The 17138-nt window shown below is 59.6% G+C and carries 20 protein-coding genes; 13 read left to right on the top strand and 7 right to left on the bottom strand.

Annotation, left to right across the window (positions count from 1 at the left end):
• The first annotated feature begins 44 nt into the window (after window positions 1-44).
• The gene (locus ACI77H_RS08340) at window positions 45-1370 is read left to right on the top strand and encodes an epoxide hydrolase family protein (protein ID WP_407011428.1); all 1326 of its coding nucleotides are present in this window, start codon (window positions 45-47) and stop codon (window positions 1368-1370) included.
• A 213-nt stretch (window positions 1371-1583) separates the two neighbouring features.
• Here ACI77H_RS08340 and ACI77H_RS08335 read toward each other — a convergent pair whose 3' ends face one another.
• Window positions 1584-4406 carry an amino acid adenylation domain-containing protein gene (locus ACI77H_RS08335; protein ID WP_407011558.1) on the bottom strand — a complete coding sequence of 941 codons (2823 nt, stop codon included), beginning with the start codon at window positions 4404-4406 and terminating at the stop codon, window positions 1584-1586.
• Window positions 4407-4541: 135 nt separating this feature from the next.
• Between ACI77H_RS08335 and ACI77H_RS08330 the strand changes: the two genes are divergently transcribed.
• Entirely contained in the window at window positions 4542-5978 is a 1437-nt protein-coding gene (locus tag ACI77H_RS08330; protein ID WP_407011427.1) for a M15 family metallopeptidase, read from the top strand.
• Window positions 5979-5982: 4 nt separating this feature from the next.
• Here the strand turns inward: ACI77H_RS08330 and ACI77H_RS08325 are convergent, their stop codons facing one another.
• The 3 genes from ACI77H_RS08325 to ggt all read right to left on the bottom strand — a co-directional run bounded on the left by ACI77H_RS08325 (window position 5983) and on the right by ggt (window position 8996).
• Complete coding sequence (locus tag ACI77H_RS08325; protein ID WP_407011426.1) at window positions 5983-6441, bottom strand: N-acetyltransferase family protein; 459 nt, start codon at window positions 6439-6441, stop codon at window positions 5983-5985.
• 210 nt (window positions 6442-6651) lie between these two features.
• A complete protein-coding gene (locus tag ACI77H_RS08320) occupies window positions 6652-7185 on the bottom strand; it encodes a cysteine hydrolase family protein (RefSeq protein ID WP_407011425.1) in 534 nt (177 codons plus the stop codon).
• 83 nt (window positions 7186-7268) lie between these two features.
• Window positions 7269-8996 (bottom strand): gamma-glutamyltransferase, encoded by a 1728-nt coding sequence (ggt, locus tag ACI77H_RS08315; RefSeq protein ID WP_407011424.1) that lies wholly within the window; start codon window positions 8994-8996, stop codon window positions 7269-7271.
• A 150-nt stretch (window positions 8997-9146) separates the two neighbouring features.
• On the opposite strand from ggt, the gene ACI77H_RS08310 reads away from it, so the two are divergent.
• Window positions 9147-9659 carry a methylated-DNA--[protein]-cysteine S-methyltransferase gene (locus ACI77H_RS08310; RefSeq protein ID WP_407011423.1) on the top strand — a complete coding sequence of 171 codons (513 nt, stop codon included), beginning with the start codon at window positions 9147-9149 and terminating at the stop codon, window positions 9657-9659.
• 90 nt (window positions 9660-9749) lie between these two features.
• Here the strand turns inward: ACI77H_RS08310 and ACI77H_RS08305 are convergent, their stop codons facing one another.
• Together ACI77H_RS08305 and ACI77H_RS08300 are read right to left on the bottom strand one after the other, a co-directional pair.
• The gene (locus ACI77H_RS08305; RefSeq protein WP_407011422.1) at window positions 9750-10343 is read right to left on the bottom strand and encodes an NUDIX domain-containing protein; all 594 of its coding nucleotides are present in this window, start codon (window positions 10341-10343) and stop codon (window positions 9750-9752) included.
• 52 nt (window positions 10344-10395) lie between these two features.
• Window positions 10396-10833: a hemerythrin domain-containing protein gene (locus ACI77H_RS08300; RefSeq protein WP_407011421.1), complete on the bottom strand. Its 438-nt coding sequence runs from the start codon at window positions 10831-10833 to the stop codon at window positions 10396-10398.
• 146 nt (window positions 10834-10979) lie between these two features.
• Here ACI77H_RS08300 and ACI77H_RS08295 point away from each other — a divergent pair, with 146 nt between their 5' ends.
• Entirely contained in the window at window positions 10980-11411 is a 432-nt protein-coding gene (locus ACI77H_RS08295; RefSeq protein WP_407011419.1) for a GNAT family N-acetyltransferase, read from the top strand.
• A 95-nt stretch (window positions 11412-11506) separates the two neighbouring features.
• Here ACI77H_RS08295 and ACI77H_RS08290 read toward each other — a convergent pair whose 3' ends face one another.
• Window positions 11507-11860, bottom strand: coding sequence for a hypothetical protein (locus ACI77H_RS08290; RefSeq protein WP_407011418.1), 354 nt, complete (start codon window positions 11858-11860; stop codon window positions 11507-11509).
• A 160-nt stretch (window positions 11861-12020) separates the two neighbouring features.
• Here ACI77H_RS08290 and ACI77H_RS08285 point away from each other — a divergent pair, with 160 nt between their 5' ends.
• The 9 genes from ACI77H_RS08285 (at window position 12021) to ACI77H_RS08245 (ending at window position 17014) form a co-directional block, all read left to right on the top strand.
• Window positions 12021-12269: a hypothetical protein gene (locus ACI77H_RS08285; RefSeq protein ID WP_407011417.1), complete on the top strand. Its 249-nt coding sequence runs from the start codon at window positions 12021-12023 to the stop codon at window positions 12267-12269.
• 19 nt (window positions 12270-12288) lie between these two features.
• On the top strand, window positions 12289-12618 hold the full coding sequence (locus tag ACI77H_RS08280; RefSeq protein WP_407011415.1) for a DUF6388 family protein: 330 nt from the start codon (window positions 12289-12291) through the stop codon (window positions 12616-12618).
• A 28-nt stretch (window positions 12619-12646) separates the two neighbouring features.
• Window positions 12647-13351 carry a YoaK family protein gene (locus ACI77H_RS08275; RefSeq protein ID WP_407011414.1) on the top strand — a complete coding sequence of 235 codons (705 nt, stop codon included), beginning with the start codon at window positions 12647-12649 and terminating at the stop codon, window positions 13349-13351.
• A gap of 191 nt (window positions 13352-13542) precedes the next feature.
• Window positions 13543-13935 (top strand): sulfurtransferase complex subunit TusD, encoded by a 393-nt coding sequence (gene tusD / locus ACI77H_RS08270; protein WP_008029488.1) that lies wholly within the window; start codon window positions 13543-13545, stop codon window positions 13933-13935.
• Window position 13936: 1 nt separating this feature from the next.
• The gene (gene tusC / locus ACI77H_RS08265; RefSeq protein ID WP_407011413.1) at window positions 13937-14299 is read left to right on the top strand and encodes a sulfurtransferase complex subunit TusC; all 363 of its coding nucleotides are present in this window, start codon (window positions 13937-13939) and stop codon (window positions 14297-14299) included.
• Window positions 14299-14592, top strand: coding sequence for a sulfurtransferase complex subunit TusB (gene tusB / locus ACI77H_RS08260; protein ID WP_407011412.1), 294 nt, complete (start codon window positions 14299-14301; stop codon window positions 14590-14592). The genes tusC and tusB overlap by 1 nt, the downstream gene beginning before the upstream one ends.
• Window positions 14589-14924, top strand: a complete 336-nt coding sequence (locus tag ACI77H_RS08255; RefSeq protein WP_407011411.1) for a TusE/DsrC/DsvC family sulfur relay protein — start codon at window positions 14589-14591, stop codon at window positions 14922-14924. Before tusB ends, ACI77H_RS08255 begins: the two co-directional genes overlap by 4 nt.
• Window positions 14921-15922: a glycosyl transferase family protein gene (locus tag ACI77H_RS08250; RefSeq protein WP_407011409.1), complete on the top strand. Its 1002-nt coding sequence runs from the start codon at window positions 14921-14923 to the stop codon at window positions 15920-15922. The genes ACI77H_RS08255 and ACI77H_RS08250 overlap by 4 nt, the downstream gene beginning before the upstream one ends.
• 90 nt (window positions 15923-16012) lie before the next feature.
• Entirely contained in the window at window positions 16013-17014 is a 1002-nt protein-coding gene (locus ACI77H_RS08245; protein ID WP_407011407.1) for a glutathione S-transferase family protein, read from the top strand.
• The last annotated feature ends 124 nt before the right edge of the window (window positions 17015-17138 follow it).

The raw sequence follows: 17138 nt of genomic DNA, 5'->3' as shown, positions 1-17138 counted from the left end.
GTCCGTCCCGAAATTGACAACCCAGATCTCTCAGGAGAACGACCATGTCTGCAGTATCGTTTGCGATGTTCCGACGCAGCCTGTTGGCTGTTTCAGCGACCGCGGGAGCTCTCGTGCTGGTCGCACTCGCCACACCCACTTACGCCCGGGCCGCTACGACGCCGGAAGTCGCTGCCACCTTCGAGAAGGACAGCGCGATTCGTCCTTTCAAGGTCAACATCCCGCAAGACGCGGTTGCCGATTTGCGTAAACGCGTACTGGCGACCCGTTGGCCCGACCGCGAAACGGTCAACGATCAATCCCAGGGTGTGCAACTGGCCAAACTCCAGGCGCTCGTGGGCTATTGGGGCACGCAATACGACTGGCGCAAGGTCGAAACCCAACTCAATGCCTTGCCGATGTTCGTGACCAAAATCGATGGCCTCGACATTCAGTTCATTCACGTCAAATCGAAACACCCCAACGCCCTGCCGCTGCTGCTCACCCATGGCTGGCCCGGGTCGATTCTGGAGCTGACCAAGGCCATCGGTCCGCTGACCGACCCAACGGCCTACGGCGGTCGTGCCGAAGATGCCTTTGACGTGATCATTCCCTCGATGCCCGGCTACGGCTTCTCGCAAAGACCCACCGACGGCGGCTGGGGCCCCGACCGCATCGGCGCGGCGTGGGATGTGTTGGTCAAGCGCCTGGGCTACAAGCGCTACGTGTCGCAAGGTGGCGACTGGGGCTCGGTGATCGCTGATGCCATGGGCCGCCAGGCACCGCCCGGCTTGCTGGGCATCCACGTAAACATGCCGGCCACCGTGCCCGCCGATGTCGCCAAGGCGATCAACGACGGCACCCCGCCTCCCGCCGGCCTGTCGGCCAAAGAGACTGCAGCCTATGAATCGCTGAAAACCTTCTTCACCAAAAACGCCGCTTACGGCGCCATGATGAGCACCCGCCCGCAAACCGTCGGCTATGGCTTGTCGGATTCACCAGCGGGTCTTGCCGCGTGGATGTTCGACAAATTCAACCAGTGGACCTACAGCGGCGGTGACGCGGAAAAATCCCTGACCAAAGACGAAATACTTGACGGCATTTCGCTCTATTGGCTGACCAACAGCGCCATCTCTTCCGCACGCCTGTATTGGGAAAACAACACCAACAACTTCAACGCCGTGGAACAGAAGACCCGGGATATCAAGATTCCTGTCGCCGTAACGGTGTTCCCGGGCGAAATCTATCAGGCGCCGAAAACCTGGACCGAGCGCGCCTATCCCAACCTGATCTACTTCAACGAAGTGGACAAGGGCGGGCATTTCGCGGCATGGGAACAGCCTGAGTTGTTCGCCAAGGAGCTGCGTGCGGCTTTCCGCTCCTTGCGCTAAAAGCTTTGTTGCATTGGCCTGCCCATTATCCCGATGGGCAGGCCGTACCACTGATTTGCGTCGGGAACGCGGTCATGGATTCAGGCCGAAATCAGCCTGCGCACCGGGTTCGAAGACGGCACCGAAATCTGGACCGACCAGCCGACAGGCACGCTGTGATCGGCTGAAGTGACGGGGACTCTGCGCTCCCCATCCAATGGACATCATTCACCATCAAGCCACGCGCTCAACCGTATCCGAACCGCTCTTCTTGCTCGCACCACTCCAGCACACCAAAACGATTCGAACGACTTTGTTCCACACATACCCAACCCCGATCCCTCCGACGATGGCAACGACCACCGCGAGCACGGGCAGGTCAACAATATGCCGCACCAGAGACTGAAACTGAAAATGCGTCAGATAAATAAACAGTGTTGACGACGCAATTAACGCAAGCCCCCGAGCAATAAGGCCTGGCACCGGGATAGACCGAACCCACACCAGCAAAAGAACCGCCGGAATGGCGATATCAACATAATCCCTGGCGATTTCTTGCGCGTCAGGCCCGAAGATTACCAATAGATCCTGCCCGCCAATCACAACCACAGCCACCAAACTAACGAGCCACTTCTGGGCGCGGGAATGCGCATAGTAAACAGCCATTCCAAGCACCATGACCGCCAGGTAGTGCTGCGGCACGCGGTGATAGAGCGGTGCCGCGTCAAATAGATACGCATTAATTGCAATGTCGGCCACTGCCAACGCACATGACGCAGTAACAAAGCATCGAAACGGGTTCTCCATAATGATGTTCCTGACGCGCTCGAACGACAGAACAAACCCGATGATGAGTATCATCTGCAGGAGCACTTCAACATACCAGTAGGCAAAACCACCGATGAAACTCGGTGGAAACCAGTTGGAAATCAGCAACATTGTTTGCCAATGAACCCGGTCGAACAGTATCTGGTTCAAGAGTGTGTAAAGGATGGTCGGCACCGCGATACTGAGCACTGACCTGATCAGCGTATGCACATTGCCGCGTTCATTGATGGCTTGAAACTGGAACCTCGCCAGACTGATGCCAGAGATCAAAAACAATACCGTCGTTTCGCCTGCCACTAACCATGTCGAGAACAGTTGAAGATGCCCTACGACAATCAGCATTATCGAGATGACACGTAACAGGACAGGAACTTCCATTGCCCTGATGGACAGCGTTGAGGCCCTGGTTTTACCGACCGACCCGGCCAGTTCACGCACCGGTGTCATTTCCCATTGATCAGGCAGATGACCGATCAGCTCTTCAAGCACCATTGAAGCCTGAACAAACGACAGCGAATCCCCACCCAGCTCGACAAACGTCAGGTTGGCGTCGATGCGCGGGACCTGGAGTATTTCAGCCCAGGCCTGCGCCAGTTTTAGCGCGAGCGGCGAAAGATCCTGATTCGAATGGACGGCCCCCGCCTCTGTGTTCGCCGCTATCGGAGGCAACGCCCGCTTATCGATCTTTCCATTCGGTGTCAGTGGAATAGCGTCCAGAAAGACAAACAACGCCGGCACCATGTATTCCGGGAGCCGAGTGTTGAGGTACTCACGCAGCTCAACCGTTGCAACAGCGGTTATTGAAACGCAATAGGCGACCAACCTGACCAGCGCGTTGTCATTGACTGCCAGTACAACGCACTGCTTGATCAGTGGATGCTGTGACAGTGCGCCCTCGATTTCAGCCAGCTCAATGCGATGACCGCGAATCTTGACCTGACTATCGCCCCGCCCCAAAAAGCTGACACTGCCATCTGAAAGATAAGTCCCAAGATCGCCGGTTTTATAACAAATGTCGTTCTCGACATGGGTAAACGGATTCACCACAAACTTTTCCCGGGTTTGCGCGATGTCACCCCAGTAACCCTGCGACAAGTAAGGACTGCGTATGAGAATCTCTCCGACCTCGCCTTCATGCACCAATTGATGAGTGTCATTTACGACCAGCAACTGTGCGCTTTCAATGCCTTTGCCCAGTGGAATTCTGCAATTGTCGGCTTCAGGGTCGATGGGGTGGTAAGCCATTGCCTGGGGCGTTTCCGTCGTGCCGTAAAAGTTAACGCTGACCGCATTGGGTGCAATGACGCGCATTTGCTCGTATAGCGAAATGCTTAATGCATCACCGCCCCAGAACAAGTATCGAAGCGCACTGAATCTTGCCCCCTGAAGTTTTGCGCCGGTTTCTATCAGCTTTCCCAACGGCGGAGTCAGATGAATAATCGAAATTTCATTCTTGTGTATCCACGCCGCCAATGCCGCCGGGTCTATGACCGTCGACTGTGCAGGAACGAAAACTTTCGCGCCAATCGACAGAGGGGTAAAGACATCCCGGTACACCGGGTCATGCCCCAACCCGGACAGCAGGGAAAAGCGATCGTCTTCAGACAAGGAATGACGCCGGGTATGCCACTCGATGAAATGCACCAGCGGCGCATGAGTGGCCACGATCCCCTTTGGTTCACCGGTGCTGCCTGAGGTGAAGGTGATATAGGCCGGATGCGCAGGGTCGACTTGCGGCAAGGCATTTTGGTCAAAGGCGAACTCACGCAGTGATTCGCCGGGATCTTCCGCAATGCTGACGACCCGCGGCCCCGAACGCCCTGCCTCCATGTGTTCGGGATTGAGATCGACGTTGGCCCCACCGCAAAGCAGGACAAAGGAAGGTTGCAACGCCCGGATGATTTGCCCGATGCGCGCCGGTGGATACGCGACGTCGGCAACCGTGAACGTCAACCCGGCACGCAAGGCGCCGAGCATTGCATAGACCAACCCCGCACAGCGATTGGAAACAATAACCACCCGGTCGGATTCGGTAGCGCCATGGACCTTGAGGAAGGACGCAATGCCATGGCTTATCTGTTCGAGCTGACGATAGCTGCACGTCACGTCGGGAGCGACGACCGCTACGGCGTCGGGCGAGCGCTGGGCCTGTTGCAAGAAGTCCATGAATATCGGGCGATCGGCACAATACTCCAGATAAAGCGCTGGATTTGGGCGATGATCCTGCATGTTGGATTTATGCTCCACATGATCTATCCGTAGTTAACGTCGTGACCCGCAAATGCAGACTGAGATTAGTCGCCCTGACCTCATTCTGCTGACTTTCCCCCTGTCATTGGCTACCCGGCATCCTGGAGGCATCGCATGCGCCCTCTTCGCACCCTTGCCCGCTCCTGGCTGCATTCACTGCTGTGGCTGAGCAGCGTCATACCGGCCTTGGCCGGTGCCGAGCCACGGCCCGAGCACATGGTCTATCTGCGCACGGTTGATCCGAGCATCGAGCAAGACATTCGCTACGCCAGCCCCCACAACTTCACCGGCCACCCACTCAACGGTTATGCCGCCGCCGAATGCCTGTTGACGCTGGACGCCGCCAAGGCCCTCGCCCGGGTGCAAGCGTCGTTGCGCGCGCAAGGCTACGGTTTGAAGGTGTTTGATTGCTATCGACCGAATCGGGCGGTGGCCGACATGGGCCGCTTTGCCACTGAACCGGGCGACCCACGCAAGGCCGAGTTCTACCCGCGCGTGGACAAGCAGGACTTCTGGCGACTGGGGTATGTGGCGCGGGTGTCGAATCACTCCAGAGGCTCGACCGTGGACCTGACACTCACAGGTCCGAAGGCCTTGCCCGCCAGCGCCTGGACGCCCTCGGCCGCGCAGGTCGATTGCACCGCCCCCTACGATCAGCGCGGGCATGACGGCGCACTCGACATGGGCACCGGCTTCGATTGCTTCGATGAGCGCGCGCATACCGCCAACCCGTCGATCAACGCGACCGCACAGGACAATCGCCAGCGGCTCGGCAGCACCATGGCAAAAGAGGGATTCTCCGGGTACTCGAAAGAATGGTGGCACTTCACTTATGGCGGTGCACAGGCACCGAACAACGTCATGGACTTCCCCATTACCCCGCTCGACGCCAATACAGCGCTCGACAGCAGCCATCAACTGATTGTGGTCACCACAAAAAACTGGGATGACCTGCAGGGCAGCGCCCAGCGCTATGAACGCGACGGCAACACCTTCCGCAAGTATGGCGAGGCGTTTGCGGTGGTGGTCGGCAAAAACGGCATGGCCTGGGGCAAGGGACTGGACACGGTTGAGCCAGGTGCAGAACCCGTCAAACACGAAGGCGATGGAAAAGCGCCGGCCGGGCTATTCAGACTGGGAACGGCGTTCGGTTACGCGACCAGCGAAAAAACGAAACTGCCCTACCTCGCACTGACGGCGAGCACCGAATGCGTAGACGACAGTCATTCCGAACACTACAACACGCTGGTCGACGGCGCGGCGACGCCCAAGGACTGGAACAGCTCTGAACGCATGCGCAGCGAGGACGGCTATCGCAAAGGTATTTTCATCGAACACAACACGCCCGCGTCGCCCGCTTCGGGCTCGTGCATTTTTTTCCATGTCTGGCGTGGCCCGACATCGCCGACGGCAGGTTGCACAGCCATGGATCAAGCGGACATCAGCCGATTGTTCGACTGGCTCGATCCGCAGCAGTCTCCCCTGTTGGTGCAAATGCCCGAAGCGCAATACGAGCACTTGCGCGAGCGCTGGAACCTGCCGGAGCGGTGAGCGTTCAGCCCTGCTGCAAATCCAGGCAATAGGTGTAGTAACCCGTATCACGCACGTAGCCCAAGGATTCATATAAACGCTGTGCGCCGTGATTATCCGTGGCGGTTTCCAGCACCAGGCCTTTGGCGCCGCTCAACACCGCGAAGGCGCGCGCAGTGTTCATCAACAACGTTGCGACCCCGCGCCCCCGTGCGACAGGTGCGGTGAAGAGGTCACCGAGCAGCCAGGTGCGGTGTGCGTCGATGGAGGAAAAGGTCGGGAACAACTGGACGAACCCCAGCGCTTCGCCAGCAGCATCGAGGACGACGAAGATCGCCGACTCATCCCGGGCAAGGCGCTCGGCGATGAAATCGCGGGACTGTGTCAGGTTCGAGGGCTGGCCGTAGAAACCTCGATAGGCGTCGAACAGGCGGGCAACGTGGTCGAGGTGGCTGGCGTCGGCGCGATGTACCTGGACATCCATGAGCGTGGTCTCCGTGAGGCGGCAGTGAGGTGTCGGGCGATGTCGACAAAAGGCGTGACGATCAGACTATAGATCGTCAGGTACCGATCGTGGTCCTGCTCGCCCGTGCCAAACCGGATCGGCTCGGGCGTCGAGGTGGTGAGGTGGTGAGGTGGTGAGGTGGTGAGGTGGTGAGGTGGTGAGGTACAACGTACCGAACATCCAGTCCCGCTAGAAGGTGATGTCGGCGGCGGGTTTCACATCGATCCGGGCCACCGAACCGGTCAGGTGCGCCAGGTCCTTGTTGTGCTCGGCAATGATGTCTTCGGCGGCGAGGTTGCCGTTGTCGACGGTGGAATGAGCGTCAGCGGCCAGCACCACGTCATCCCCCAGTTTCAGCGCCTGACGCACAGTGGCGTTAACGCAATAGTCGGATTGCAAACCACAGATGACCAGGCGTTCGAAATCCTGCACCGGCAACAGCTTCTGCAGGTGGGTCTGGTAGAACGAATCCGGTGTGGTTTTGCGTACGCGCTCATCCTTGGGCGAAACATCCAGCCCTTCAGCCAGTTGCCAACCGTCGGCACCATGGGCCAACGGACTGCCTGCCTCTTCGTGCTGGATCAGCACCACCGGAATTCCGGCCTTTCGGGCACGGGCGCCAAGCTTGTTGATGGTGTCGATGACACGCGCAATCTGGAAGCACTCGTACTCACCCGAGCACAGAGCCTGCTGGACGTCGATGATTAACAGTGCGGTGGTCATGGTTCCTTCCTTGAAATGTCGGCGAGTCAGGGGACAGAAAACCTGTCCCCTATGTAAAAACGGTCCCCTTCCAAATACAACCCTCAATAACCGAGCGACAACCCGGTGTTACGACGCGGATCGTTCGCCCCGTAGAAGCGGTTTTTGCCCACCGGCTTACCTTCCAGCGACGGTGCCCCGACCAGGATCGCCGCGATGTGGTTGGCATCCTGCGGCCCGGCAAACTTGTGCCCCCAGCTTTCGAGCAGCTTCACTGTGTCCGGGCTGGTGGTGAAGGTTTCCAGGTTGGTCTCCTCCGGTAGCCATTGCTGATGGAAACGCGGCGCATCCACCGCTTCCTGGATGTTCATGCCGTAGTCGATCACGTTGAGTATCGTCAGCAAGGTCGCGGTGATGATGCGGCTGCCGCCAGGGGTGCCGACCACCATCACGACTTTGCCGTCCTTGGTGACGATGGTCGGGCTCATGGACGACAGCGGCGCCTTGCCCGGCGCGATGGCGTTGGCCTCCCCTTGCACCAGACCGTACATGTTCGGCACGCCGATTTTCGAGGTGAAGTCGTCCATTTCGTCGTTGAGGATGACCCCGGTTTTGCTGGCCATGACGCCCGCGCCGAACCAGTCGTTCAAGGTGTAGGTCACCGACACCGCGTTACCCCATTTATCAACGATGGAGTAATGGGTGGTGTTGCTGCCTTCGTGCGGCGCAACGCCAGGTTTGAGCTCGCGGGACACGCCGGCCTTTTGCGGGTTGATGGCGGCACGGATCTTGCTTGCGTAGTTTTTATCCAGTAGATGGGCAATCGGATTTTTCACGAAATCCGGGTCGCCGAGGTAGCTGTTGCGGTCCACATACGCGTGGCGCATGGCTTCGATCTGATAGTGCATGCCCTGCGCCGAGCGGTAACCCAGGTCTTTCATCGGGTAGCCGTCAAGGATGTTCATGATCTCGCAGATCACCACGCCGCCGGAGCTTGGCGGCGGTGCGGAGACCACGTGATAGCCACGGTAATCGCACTCGATGGGCGCCAGTTCGCGGGTCTTGTATTTGTCGAGGTCGGCCTGGGTGATGATGCCCTTGTTCGCCTGACTGGAGGTGACGATCGCGTCAGCGACCCAGCCCTTATAGAAGCCGTCGGCGCCCTTCTCGGAGATTTCCCGCAGGGTTTTGCCCAGGTCTTTTTGCACCAGTTTCTGGCCGACCTGCATCGGTTCGCCGTTGCTCAGGAAGATCGAGCCGGAATCTTTCATGTCCTTTTTGAAGACGTCGGTGGCGTACTCGAGCAAATCGACATCGCCCTGCTCCAGCACAAAGCCGTCTTCAGCGAGTTTGATCGCCGGGGCGATCACTTCCTTGCGCGGTTTGGTGCCGTAGGTTTTCAGCGCCAGTTCCATACCGGACACGGTGCCCGGCACGCCGACGGCCAGGTGACCACGAGTGCTGAGGTCCGGCACGACGTTGCCCTCTTTGTCGAGGTACATGTCGGCAGTGGCGGCCAGCGGGGCTTTTTCGCGGAAGTCGAGGAAGGTCTTGCGCCCGTCCGCCAGCTGGATGGTCATGAAACCGCCACCGCCCAGGTTACCCGCCGCGGGATACACCACCGCCAACGCATACCCGACCGCGACGGCGGCGTCGACGGCGTTACCACCGTTCTTGAGCACATCGACGCCGACATGGCTGGCCAGATGCTGGGCCGTGACCACCATGCCATTTTCGGCGGCGACGGGGGCGACGGAAGCGGCGTGAGCAGCCAGGCAGCTGAGCGCCAATGAAGTCGCGATGAGCGGTTTGGCAAAAGGTTCGAACTTCATGAGTCGGTCTCTTTTTTGTTTTTAGGGTCGGTAAAAAAACAGAGAAAACGTTTCAAGAGCAGTACGCAGTATGGCTGGGATTGCGTATTGCGCCTCCCCGTCGAGGCAGTATGCTTGCCGCCTGCTCACCTGTTTTCGGAGTTCGCCCGCATGAGTTACACCTTCACCACCCTGGCGTCCCCGGTCGGCGAGTTGAAGCTGGTCGCGAACGGTTCAAGACTGGCAGCCATCCTCTGGGAAAACGACAAACCGAACCGCGTACGGCTCGGACCGATGAGTGAGGCGGCGGACAACCCGATCCTGGTGCGCGCGGTTCAACAGTTGCAGGAGTACTTCGCCGGCACACGCAACCGCTTCGACCTGGCACTGGATTTTGCCGGGACGGACTTTCAGAAAAAGGTCTGGCAGGCACTGCTGACCATTCCGTTCGGCGAAACACGCAGCTATCGCCAGATTGCCGAGCAAATCGGCAACCCGAGCGCGGTGCGTGCGGTGGGCGCGGCGAATGGCAAGAATCCGATCTCGATTATTGCGCCGTGTCATCGGGTGATCGGCGCATCGGGAAAGTTGACCGGGTTTGCAGGTGGGCTTGAGGCCAAGGAATTGTTGCTGGCCCTGGAAGGCGGCCAATGGGGTGGGACACCGCGACTGGAAGGTTTTTGATTTTTGCAGGGAATGGCTTGCCAGCGATGCCGACCTCAACGGTAATGCACGCTTCAAGGTCGCTATCGCCGGCAAGCCGGCTCCTACGGATCAGACTGCGGTGAAAATATTTTTCATCGCCGCATACTGCAGCAGCATGATGGTCTTCGCATCGCAGATCTCCCCGCGATAAAACGCCTCCAATGCGTGGTCGAACGGCCACTCCAGCACGTCCAGCTCTTCGGTCTCTGCTTCCAGCCCGCCGCCCTCGCTGACCTTCGATGAAGCATCGTATTCGGCAATGAAGAAATGCAGTTTTTCAGTCACCGAGCCGGGGCTCATGTAGGCCTCGAACACCTTCTGCACATGGTGCACGCGATAGCCGGTCTCTTCCTCCGCTTCATCGCGGATGCGCTCTTCGGGCGCAGCACCCTCGAGCAACCCTGCGGCCACTTCGATCAACAAGCCGTCGTGGCCATTGACGAACACCGGCAAGCGGAACTGACGCGTCAGCACGACGGTTCTCTTTTCACGGTTGAACAGCAGAATCGCCGCGCCATTGCCACGGTCGTAGACCTCGCGAGTCTGGCGTTGCCATTCGCCGTTATTGCGCTGGTAGTCGAAAGTGATTTTCTTCAGCAGATACCAGTCGTGGGACAACACCTGGGACTCAATGATGTTGACCCTCTCGGCTGTGTTCGGCATGACAACGCATCCTTATTTCGTCAGAAAGCGCCCATCTTAGACGAAAAGCCCCTCACGACAGTTGAGCCTTGTATTCCTTCTCGTATTGCCCGGCGAGCGTTTCTTTCTGCTTGTCATCGAGCAGCTTGCCGGCCATCTGGAAGAACTTCTGCTCTTCCTCCTTCAGATGGTGATGGACCTTCTCGGCGAGCTTCTTCGCGGTCGCCAGCCAGGCCGGGCTGGACATCTCGGTCTCGTCGAGTTCTTCCATCATTTCGTCCATCTCGTGATGTTCGGAAATCGCGTGGCGACTGAGGTCGACGCCGTTGTCGAACTCCATCAACGGAATGTAGAAATACCGCTCTTCAGCGGTTTCGTGTGCCTGGAGTTCGGACTTGAGCTGCTTGTAGGCTTCCGCGCGTTCCGGGGTGTCGCCGCTGGTCTTGATCAATGCATCGGCGTAGGTGCGTTGGCGGTCATGGCTTTCGCGCAAGGCTTCAAAAATGTTCACTGGCAATCCTCATCGGCCGCGTTCTGGAATGACGCTGTAAAGGCTAGACAGTTGCGCGCTGGCGACGGTTCCCCTGTTCAACAGGGGATAGAACAATCTTCGCGACCCGGATACGCTCGTATCTCACCGCCATAAGGATGTAGCCGATGACACTCAGCATCGAACTGTCGCAAAACCCGACACCGGAAGATCGCGAAGCGATCCTCGCACCGTTGCGGGCCTACAACGTCGCCCAAGCGGGTGACGGCAAAGCGCAACCGCTGGCATTGCTGGTGCGCAATGACCAAGGCGAAATCCTTGGCGGGCTATACGGCCGGTTTTTATACCAGTGGTTGTTTATCGAATTGTTGTCGGTACCGGAACAGGGCCGGGGACAAGGCATCGGTTCCAGACTGATGCAGATGGCCGAAGATATGGCGCGGGAGAAGGACTGCATCGGAATCTGGCTGGACACTTTCGACTTTCAGGCGCCAGAGTTCTACAAGAAACTGGGTTACAGCGAGTTGGGACAGATCGTTGACTACCCGCCGGGGCACAAGCGCTTCTTCTTGCAGAAGCGCCTGATCAACAACGCGTAACCTTTGTAGGCGCCTGGCTTGCCGGGGATGGCGATTTCAAAGACGCCATCGCCGGCAAGCCAGGCTCCTACAAGGTCAGGTGTCAATTCATAAGATCAGAGGCAAGTAGCCAGCGCCGCCAAACGGCGCTTGGCGACAAAATCATCATGCTGCGCGTAGTAACTCAACGCCGTACCTGACGCGTCGGTGGTCACGTCCACAAAAGACTCCGCAGAACGCGTGTAAACGGTGGAACCACCCTTCTTGCCCGGCTGCAAATACGCGCCCGCATCGACGCCGAACACCGCCTCGTCCTGCCAGGCAAACTGCACGCACTGGGCGACGACTTTTTCCGGTTTGTCCGAAGTCAGGGTTTTGTACGGGGTGCCCGTGCGGGCCTCGTTCATCACCGAACCGGCGCATCCCGCCAGCAACGTTGTTGCGGCCAGCGCCACCATCAGAATTCGCATTGCGTGTGCTCATCAAGAAAAAGCGGACTGTATCACCGTGGGCCGGCGTATCGTTCTGCTTTACTTCATTTATACCGCGACACCGCGCAACGATTCGCGCACCCTGTCGCGCCAACCGCCGCATCGCCCGGCTTTCCCGGCCCATTTTTCTGGAACGTTCATGACACCCAACGCCGAATTCTACAAACCGACCGCTGAATATGCCGACAAGCTGATCAGCCAGATCGGTCAGACGCCTTCCTGGATCGCCAAGCGAATCGGCGTCACCGACAAGCGGATCCGTTACATCCTCGACGGCGAACGCACCGTCAAGGGCGAAACCACGCCGATCCAGATGACCTACTGCGAGCAGTTTGCCCTCGAATGCCTGGCCGCAGCGGCCAAGGCCAGCAAGAAGCAGTCGGCGTAACCATTCTCAAGGAGCGACCATGGCGGCAACCGAACAGCAACACGAGCAGGCGCTGCAGAGGTTTCTCGATGAGCGGCCTGAACTGCGCCACGAACTCGACCACCTCAACCCGCTGCTGGCTCAGGCCAAGGGCGAAACCACGGCGCAGTTTCGCGACGAACGCTTGCATGAAGCGTTCGAAGCCGAGGCCGAACACCTCGGGTTATTTGCCTGGGAGCTGACCCTGCAACTGACCGCCGCGACGCCTAAGGACTATGAGGCTCAGCGCCTCGAAGTGCACAGGGAAGTGGCCGAAATGGCGGGGATGGACTGGCTGGAGTATTGCGAGTTATATGGTCTGACCCCATAACCGTCGCCGCACAAGGATCCCGCTACCGATGCTGCCTTCGTCCTCCACGACCCGCGCCAGTCCGGGGCATCTGCGCACCCAGAAATGGCGCGGTCGCACCGGCCTGTCGCTGGTGGCCGCACTCTCGGTGCTCGCCGGCATGACCGATGCCATCGGCTTCATGGCCAGTGGCGATTTCGTCTCCTTCATGAGCGGCAACACCACCCGCCTCGCCGTGGCGATCAGCGACGGCGACATGGGCCTGACCCTGCGCCTGCTGCTGCTCGTGGCCACGTTCATCCTCGGCAACGCCTTGGGCATCGTCGTCAGCCGTGTCGGCGGGCGCCGGGCGCTGCCCTTGTTGCTGTGCATCGCCATGTTGCTGTGTGCGGCTGCGGCCTGGCCTTATGACGAACAATTGCCGGCGCTGCTGGCGGCGATCATCGCCATGGGCATGCTCAACGCCGCCGTCGAAGAAGTGAATGGCCTGCCGGTGGGTCTGACTTACGTTACGGGCGCCCTGTCGCGCTTCGGTCGCGGCCTGGGACGCTGGATGCTCGGCGAGCGGCGCAATGGCTGGCGCGTGCAGTTGATCCCCTGGACCGGGATGTTTGCCGGCGCGGTGCTGGGTGCGGTGCTGGAGCATCATCTTGGACTCAGCGCGTTATTTGTCAGTGGGTTGCTGGCGGGGGTGCTCGGCGTGCTGTCGTTGAAGATTCCCCGGCGGTGGCAGTTGGGGTATATGCCGCGCTGAGCTCAGGTGTACATCCGGAACATTGAGGCTGCCTGGCAGGCCCTCATCGCCGGCAAGTCAGCGCCTACAGGGTTTTGCGGTCGGTCGAAGGCGTGTAAACGACACGGGACCTGTAGGAGCTGGCTTGCCAGCGATGGCGACAACTCGGTCGACGCCTTATCATGGCGGCAGTTTTACTGATCGAGTCCGTCATGAAGTTCGCCATCGCGCTGTTTTCCGCCGCCCATGCGCCCTCCTCGCGCCGCGCCTTGCTGTTCGCCCAGGCGGCACTGGCCGGTGGGCATGAGATTGTCCGGTTGTTTTTCTATCAGGATGGCGTCTACAACGCGTCCGCCAGCGTGGTCACGCCGCAGGATGAGCAGGATTTGCCCAAGCAATGGCGCGCCTTTGTCGCCGAGCACCAACTGGACGGCGTCGTCTGCATCGCCGCCGCCCTGCGCCGTGGTGTGTTGAACGACGAAGAAGCCCAGCGCTATCAACGTGAAGCGGTCGCCGTCGGCGCGCCATGGGAGTTGTCCGGTCTCGGTCAGTTGCATGACGCGGTGCAGGATGCCGACCGACTGATCTGTTTCGGAGGTGCGTGACATGCCCAAGTCCTTGCTGATTATCAGCCGTCAGGCGCCGTGGTCCGGGCCCAGCGCGCGCGAGGCGCTGGACATCGTGTTGGCCGGCGGTGCGTTCGACCTGCCGATCGGTCTGCTGTTTCTTGATGACGGGGTGTTCCAGCTCGCGCCGAAACAGGACGCCAGGGCCCTGCAACAGAAAGACCTGAGCGCCAACCTGCAAGCGTTGCCAATGTTCGGCGTCGAAGACCTGTTCGTCTGTGGCGACAGCGCCGCTGAACGCGGGCTGGACCCGACAGGTTTGACGCTCGCAGAAGCCCGGGTGCTGGCCGCCAGCGAAATCAGCGCCCTTATTGACCGTTACGACCAGGTGATCACCCTCTGATGTCGACTTTGCATGTGTTGTCTCATTCCCCGTTCGGCGACGACCGCCTGAGCAGTTGCCTGCGCCTGATCGGCGCGCACGACGCGCTGCTGCTGACCGGCGACGCGGTGTATGCGTTGCAGCCGGGCACCGCGCCCTGCAACGCACTGATTGCTGGCAACCCGACGCTGTTGGTGTTGGCCGAAGACGCCCAGGCTCGCGCGGTGAATGTTCCGGACACGGCTAAGGCGATCGACTATCCCGCCTTCGTCGAACTGTCGATTCACTACGACAAGGTCAACAGTTGGCTATGAATTCCCTGGCCGTCGGCACCCGCGCCATCGAGTTGGACAAGGACGGTTTTCTGCTCGAACTCAGCGACTGGTCCCGCGACGCGGCCGTCGCCCTCGCCGCCGCCGAAGACATCGAGTTGAGCCCCGAGCACTGGGAAATCCTCGAACTGCTACGCAGCTTCTACGACGAGTTCCAGCTGTCGCCGGCAACACGCCCGCTGATCAAATACACAGCGTTGAAGCTCGGCCCGGAAAAAGGCAACAGCCTGCACCTGAACCGACTGTTCAAAGGCACCCCTGCCAAACTCGCCGCGAAACTGGCGGGCCTGCCCAAACCGACGAATTGCTTATGATCGATTATCCAGCGCTGACCCTCGAAACGCCCGCCGAGCACCCTTTCGCCCAATTCGTGCGAATCCTCGGCAAAGGCAAGCGCGGCGCCCGCGACCTGACCCGCGAGGAAGCGCGCGAAGCCATGGGCATGGTGCTCGACGATAAGGTCGAAGACACCCAGCTCGGCGCCTTTCTGATGCTGTTGCGGCACAAGGAAGAAAGCGCCGAGGAAATGGCCGGGTTCACCGAAGCCTTGCGTGAGCGCTTACAACCACCTGCCTTGAATATCGATCTGGATTGGCCGACCTACGCCGGCAAGAAACGCCACCTGCCGTGGTACCTGCTGGCAGCCAAGTGCCTGGCGCAGAACGGCGTGCGGATTTTCATGCACGGCGGCGGCGCGCACACGGCCGGGCGGCTTTACAGCGAGCAACTGCTGGACGAGCTGAAGATCCCGTTGTGCCGTAACTGGCAACAGGTTGGCTCGGCACTCGATGACGGCGGCCTGGCGTTCATGCCGCTGGTGGATTGGGCACCGCAGCTGCAACGGATGATCGACCTGCGCAACACCCTCGGCCTGCGCTCGCCAATCCACTCCCTGACGCGCATTCTCAATCCATTGGGCGCTCGTTGCGGCCTGCAAAGCATTTTCCACCCCGGCTACCAGGCGGTGCATCGCGATGCCAGCGGCTTGCTCGGCGACACCGCGATTGTGATCAAGGGCGATGGCGGCGAAATCGAGATCAACCCGGACGCCGACAGCCACCTGTACGGCACCACCGGCGGTGAAAGCTGGGATGAAGAATGGCCGCAGTTGTCGGCGCAACGCCATGTCAAACCGGCCTCTCTCGATCCCGAGCATTTGAAAGCCGTGTGGCGCGGCGACGTGGTCGACAGCTACCCGCAAATGGCACTGATCTCGACCATGGCCCTCGCACTGCGCGGCCTCGGTCAGCCTCGCGAAACCGCCTTCGAAACGGCCCGGCAGTATTGGGACGCACGGGACAGATCGATTTAACCGATCATAAGCGCCCAACCTTTGCGCTTTTTTATCGAACCTATCCGAATAGACTCCTCTCCAACGCTTACCGGTTGAGGAGTCTTGAACATGGGTTTGTTAGTCGAAGGTCGCTGGCATGACCAGTGGTACGAAAGCAGCAAGGACGGCGCGTTCCAGCGTGAACAGGCGCAACGTCGAAACTGGCTGACCGCCGACGGCACGCCTGGCCCGACCGGCGTTGGCGGCTTTGCTGCCGAGGCGGGTCGCTATCACCTCTACGTATCGCTCGCCTGTCCATGGGCGCATCGCACGTTGATCCTGCGCAAACTCAAAGGCCTTGAAAGCCTGATCGACGTGTCGGTAGTCAGTTGGCTGATGCTGGAAAACGGCTGGACCTTCGACAAACACTTTGGCTCCACCGGCGACAAGCTCGATCACTTCAACTTCATGCACCAGCGCTATACCGCCGACACCGCCGACTACACCGGCCGTGTCACCGTGCCGGTGCTCTGGGACAAGCAGCAAAATCGCATCGTCAACAATGAATCGGCGGAGATCATCCGCATGTTCAATGGCGCGTTCGATGACTTGACCGGTAATGACCTGGATTTCTATCCGGCGCCATTGCGCGGCGAGATCGATGCGTTGAATGAGCGGATTTATCCGGCGGTGAACAACGGCGTTTACCGTGCCGGGTTTGCGACGTCGCAGAGCGCGTATGAAGAAGCGTTTGACGGGCTGTTTGCGGAACTGGATCGATTGGAACTGCTGTTAAGCGCCAATCGTTACCTGGTGGGCGAATACCTGACCGAGGCGGACATTCGCCTGTTTACTACGCTGATCCGCTTTGATGCGGTGTACCACGGGCACTTCAAGTGCAACCTGCGGCGGATTGCCGATTGCCCGAACCTGTCGAACTGGCTGCGCGAGATTTATCAGTGGCCAGGGATTGCCGAGACCGTGGATTTCACCCACATCAAAAATCACTATTACGGCAGTCACAAGACCATTAACCCGACCGGGGTTGTGCCGAAAGGGCCGGAGCAGGATTTCAGCGCCCCCCATGATCGGGCGCGGTTGAGCGGGAAAGGGGTTTGGCGCAGGGTTTGAGATGTTTGCAGGTTTTGAGGGCCCCATCGCTGGCAAGCCAGCTCCCACAGGGTTTTGGGTGATGCCAAAGATTGCAGCTTCACCAAAAAACCTGTGGGAGCTGGCTTGCCAGCGATGGGGACAA

It is taken from the genome of Pseudomonas sp. O230 (assembly GCF_045447035.1).
Lineage (GTDB): Bacteria > Pseudomonadota > Gammaproteobacteria > Pseudomonadales > Pseudomonadaceae > Aquipseudomonas.
This window is presented reverse-complemented; position numbering and strand designations above follow the sequence as displayed.

Coding starts and splice junctions, on each gene's coding strand:
- ACI77H_RS08250 (WP_407011409.1), top strand. CDS start 14,921: ATGATCGATTATCCAGCGCTGACCCTCGAAACGCCCGCCGAGCACCCT.
- ggt (WP_407011424.1), bottom strand. CDS start 8,996: ATGAAGTTCGAACCTTTTGCCAAACCGCTCATCGCGACTTCATTGGCG.
- ACI77H_RS08340 (WP_407011428.1), top strand. CDS start 45: ATGTCTGCAGTATCGTTTGCGATGTTCCGACGCAGCCTGTTGGCTGTT.
- ACI77H_RS08280 (WP_407011415.1), top strand. CDS start 12,289: ATGGCGGCAACCGAACAGCAACACGAGCAGGCGCTGCAGAGGTTTCTC.
- ACI77H_RS08325 (WP_407011426.1), bottom strand. CDS start 6,441: ATGGATGTCCAGGTACATCGCGCCGACGCCAGCCACCTCGACCACGTT.
- ACI77H_RS08290 (WP_407011418.1), bottom strand. CDS start 11,860: ATGCGAATTCTGATGGTGGCGCTGGCCGCAACAACGTTGCTGGCGGGA.
- tusD (WP_008029488.1), top strand. CDS start 13,543: ATGAAGTTCGCCATCGCGCTGTTTTCCGCCGCCCATGCGCCCTCCTCG.
- ACI77H_RS08305 (WP_407011422.1), bottom strand. CDS start 10,343: ATGCCGAACACAGCCGAGAGGGTCAACATCATTGAGTCCCAGGTGTTG.
- ACI77H_RS08320 (WP_407011425.1), bottom strand. CDS start 7,185: ATGACCACCGCACTGTTAATCATCGACGTCCAGCAGGCTCTGTGCTCG.
- ACI77H_RS08275 (WP_407011414.1), top strand. CDS start 12,647: ATGCTGCCTTCGTCCTCCACGACCCGCGCCAGTCCGGGGCATCTGCGC.
- ACI77H_RS08295 (WP_407011419.1), top strand. CDS start 10,980: ATGACACTCAGCATCGAACTGTCGCAAAACCCGACACCGGAAGATCGC.
- tusC (WP_407011413.1), top strand. CDS start 13,937: ATGCCCAAGTCCTTGCTGATTATCAGCCGTCAGGCGCCGTGGTCCGGG.
- ACI77H_RS08285 (WP_407011417.1), top strand. CDS start 12,021: ATGACACCCAACGCCGAATTCTACAAACCGACCGCTGAATATGCCGAC.
- tusB (WP_407011412.1), top strand. CDS start 14,299: ATGTCGACTTTGCATGTGTTGTCTCATTCCCCGTTCGGCGACGACCGC.
- ACI77H_RS08335 (WP_407011558.1), bottom strand. CDS start 4,406: ATGCAGGATCATCGCCCAAATCCAGCGCTTTATCTGGAGTATTGTGCC.
- ACI77H_RS08310 (WP_407011423.1), top strand. CDS start 9,147: ATGAGTTACACCTTCACCACCCTGGCGTCCCCGGTCGGCGAGTTGAAG.
- ACI77H_RS08255 (WP_407011411.1), top strand. CDS start 14,589: ATGAATTCCCTGGCCGTCGGCACCCGCGCCATCGAGTTGGACAAGGAC.
- ACI77H_RS08330 (WP_407011427.1), top strand. CDS start 4,542: ATGCGCCCTCTTCGCACCCTTGCCCGCTCCTGGCTGCATTCACTGCTG.
- ACI77H_RS08245 (WP_407011407.1), top strand. CDS start 16,013: ATGGGTTTGTTAGTCGAAGGTCGCTGGCATGACCAGTGGTACGAAAGC.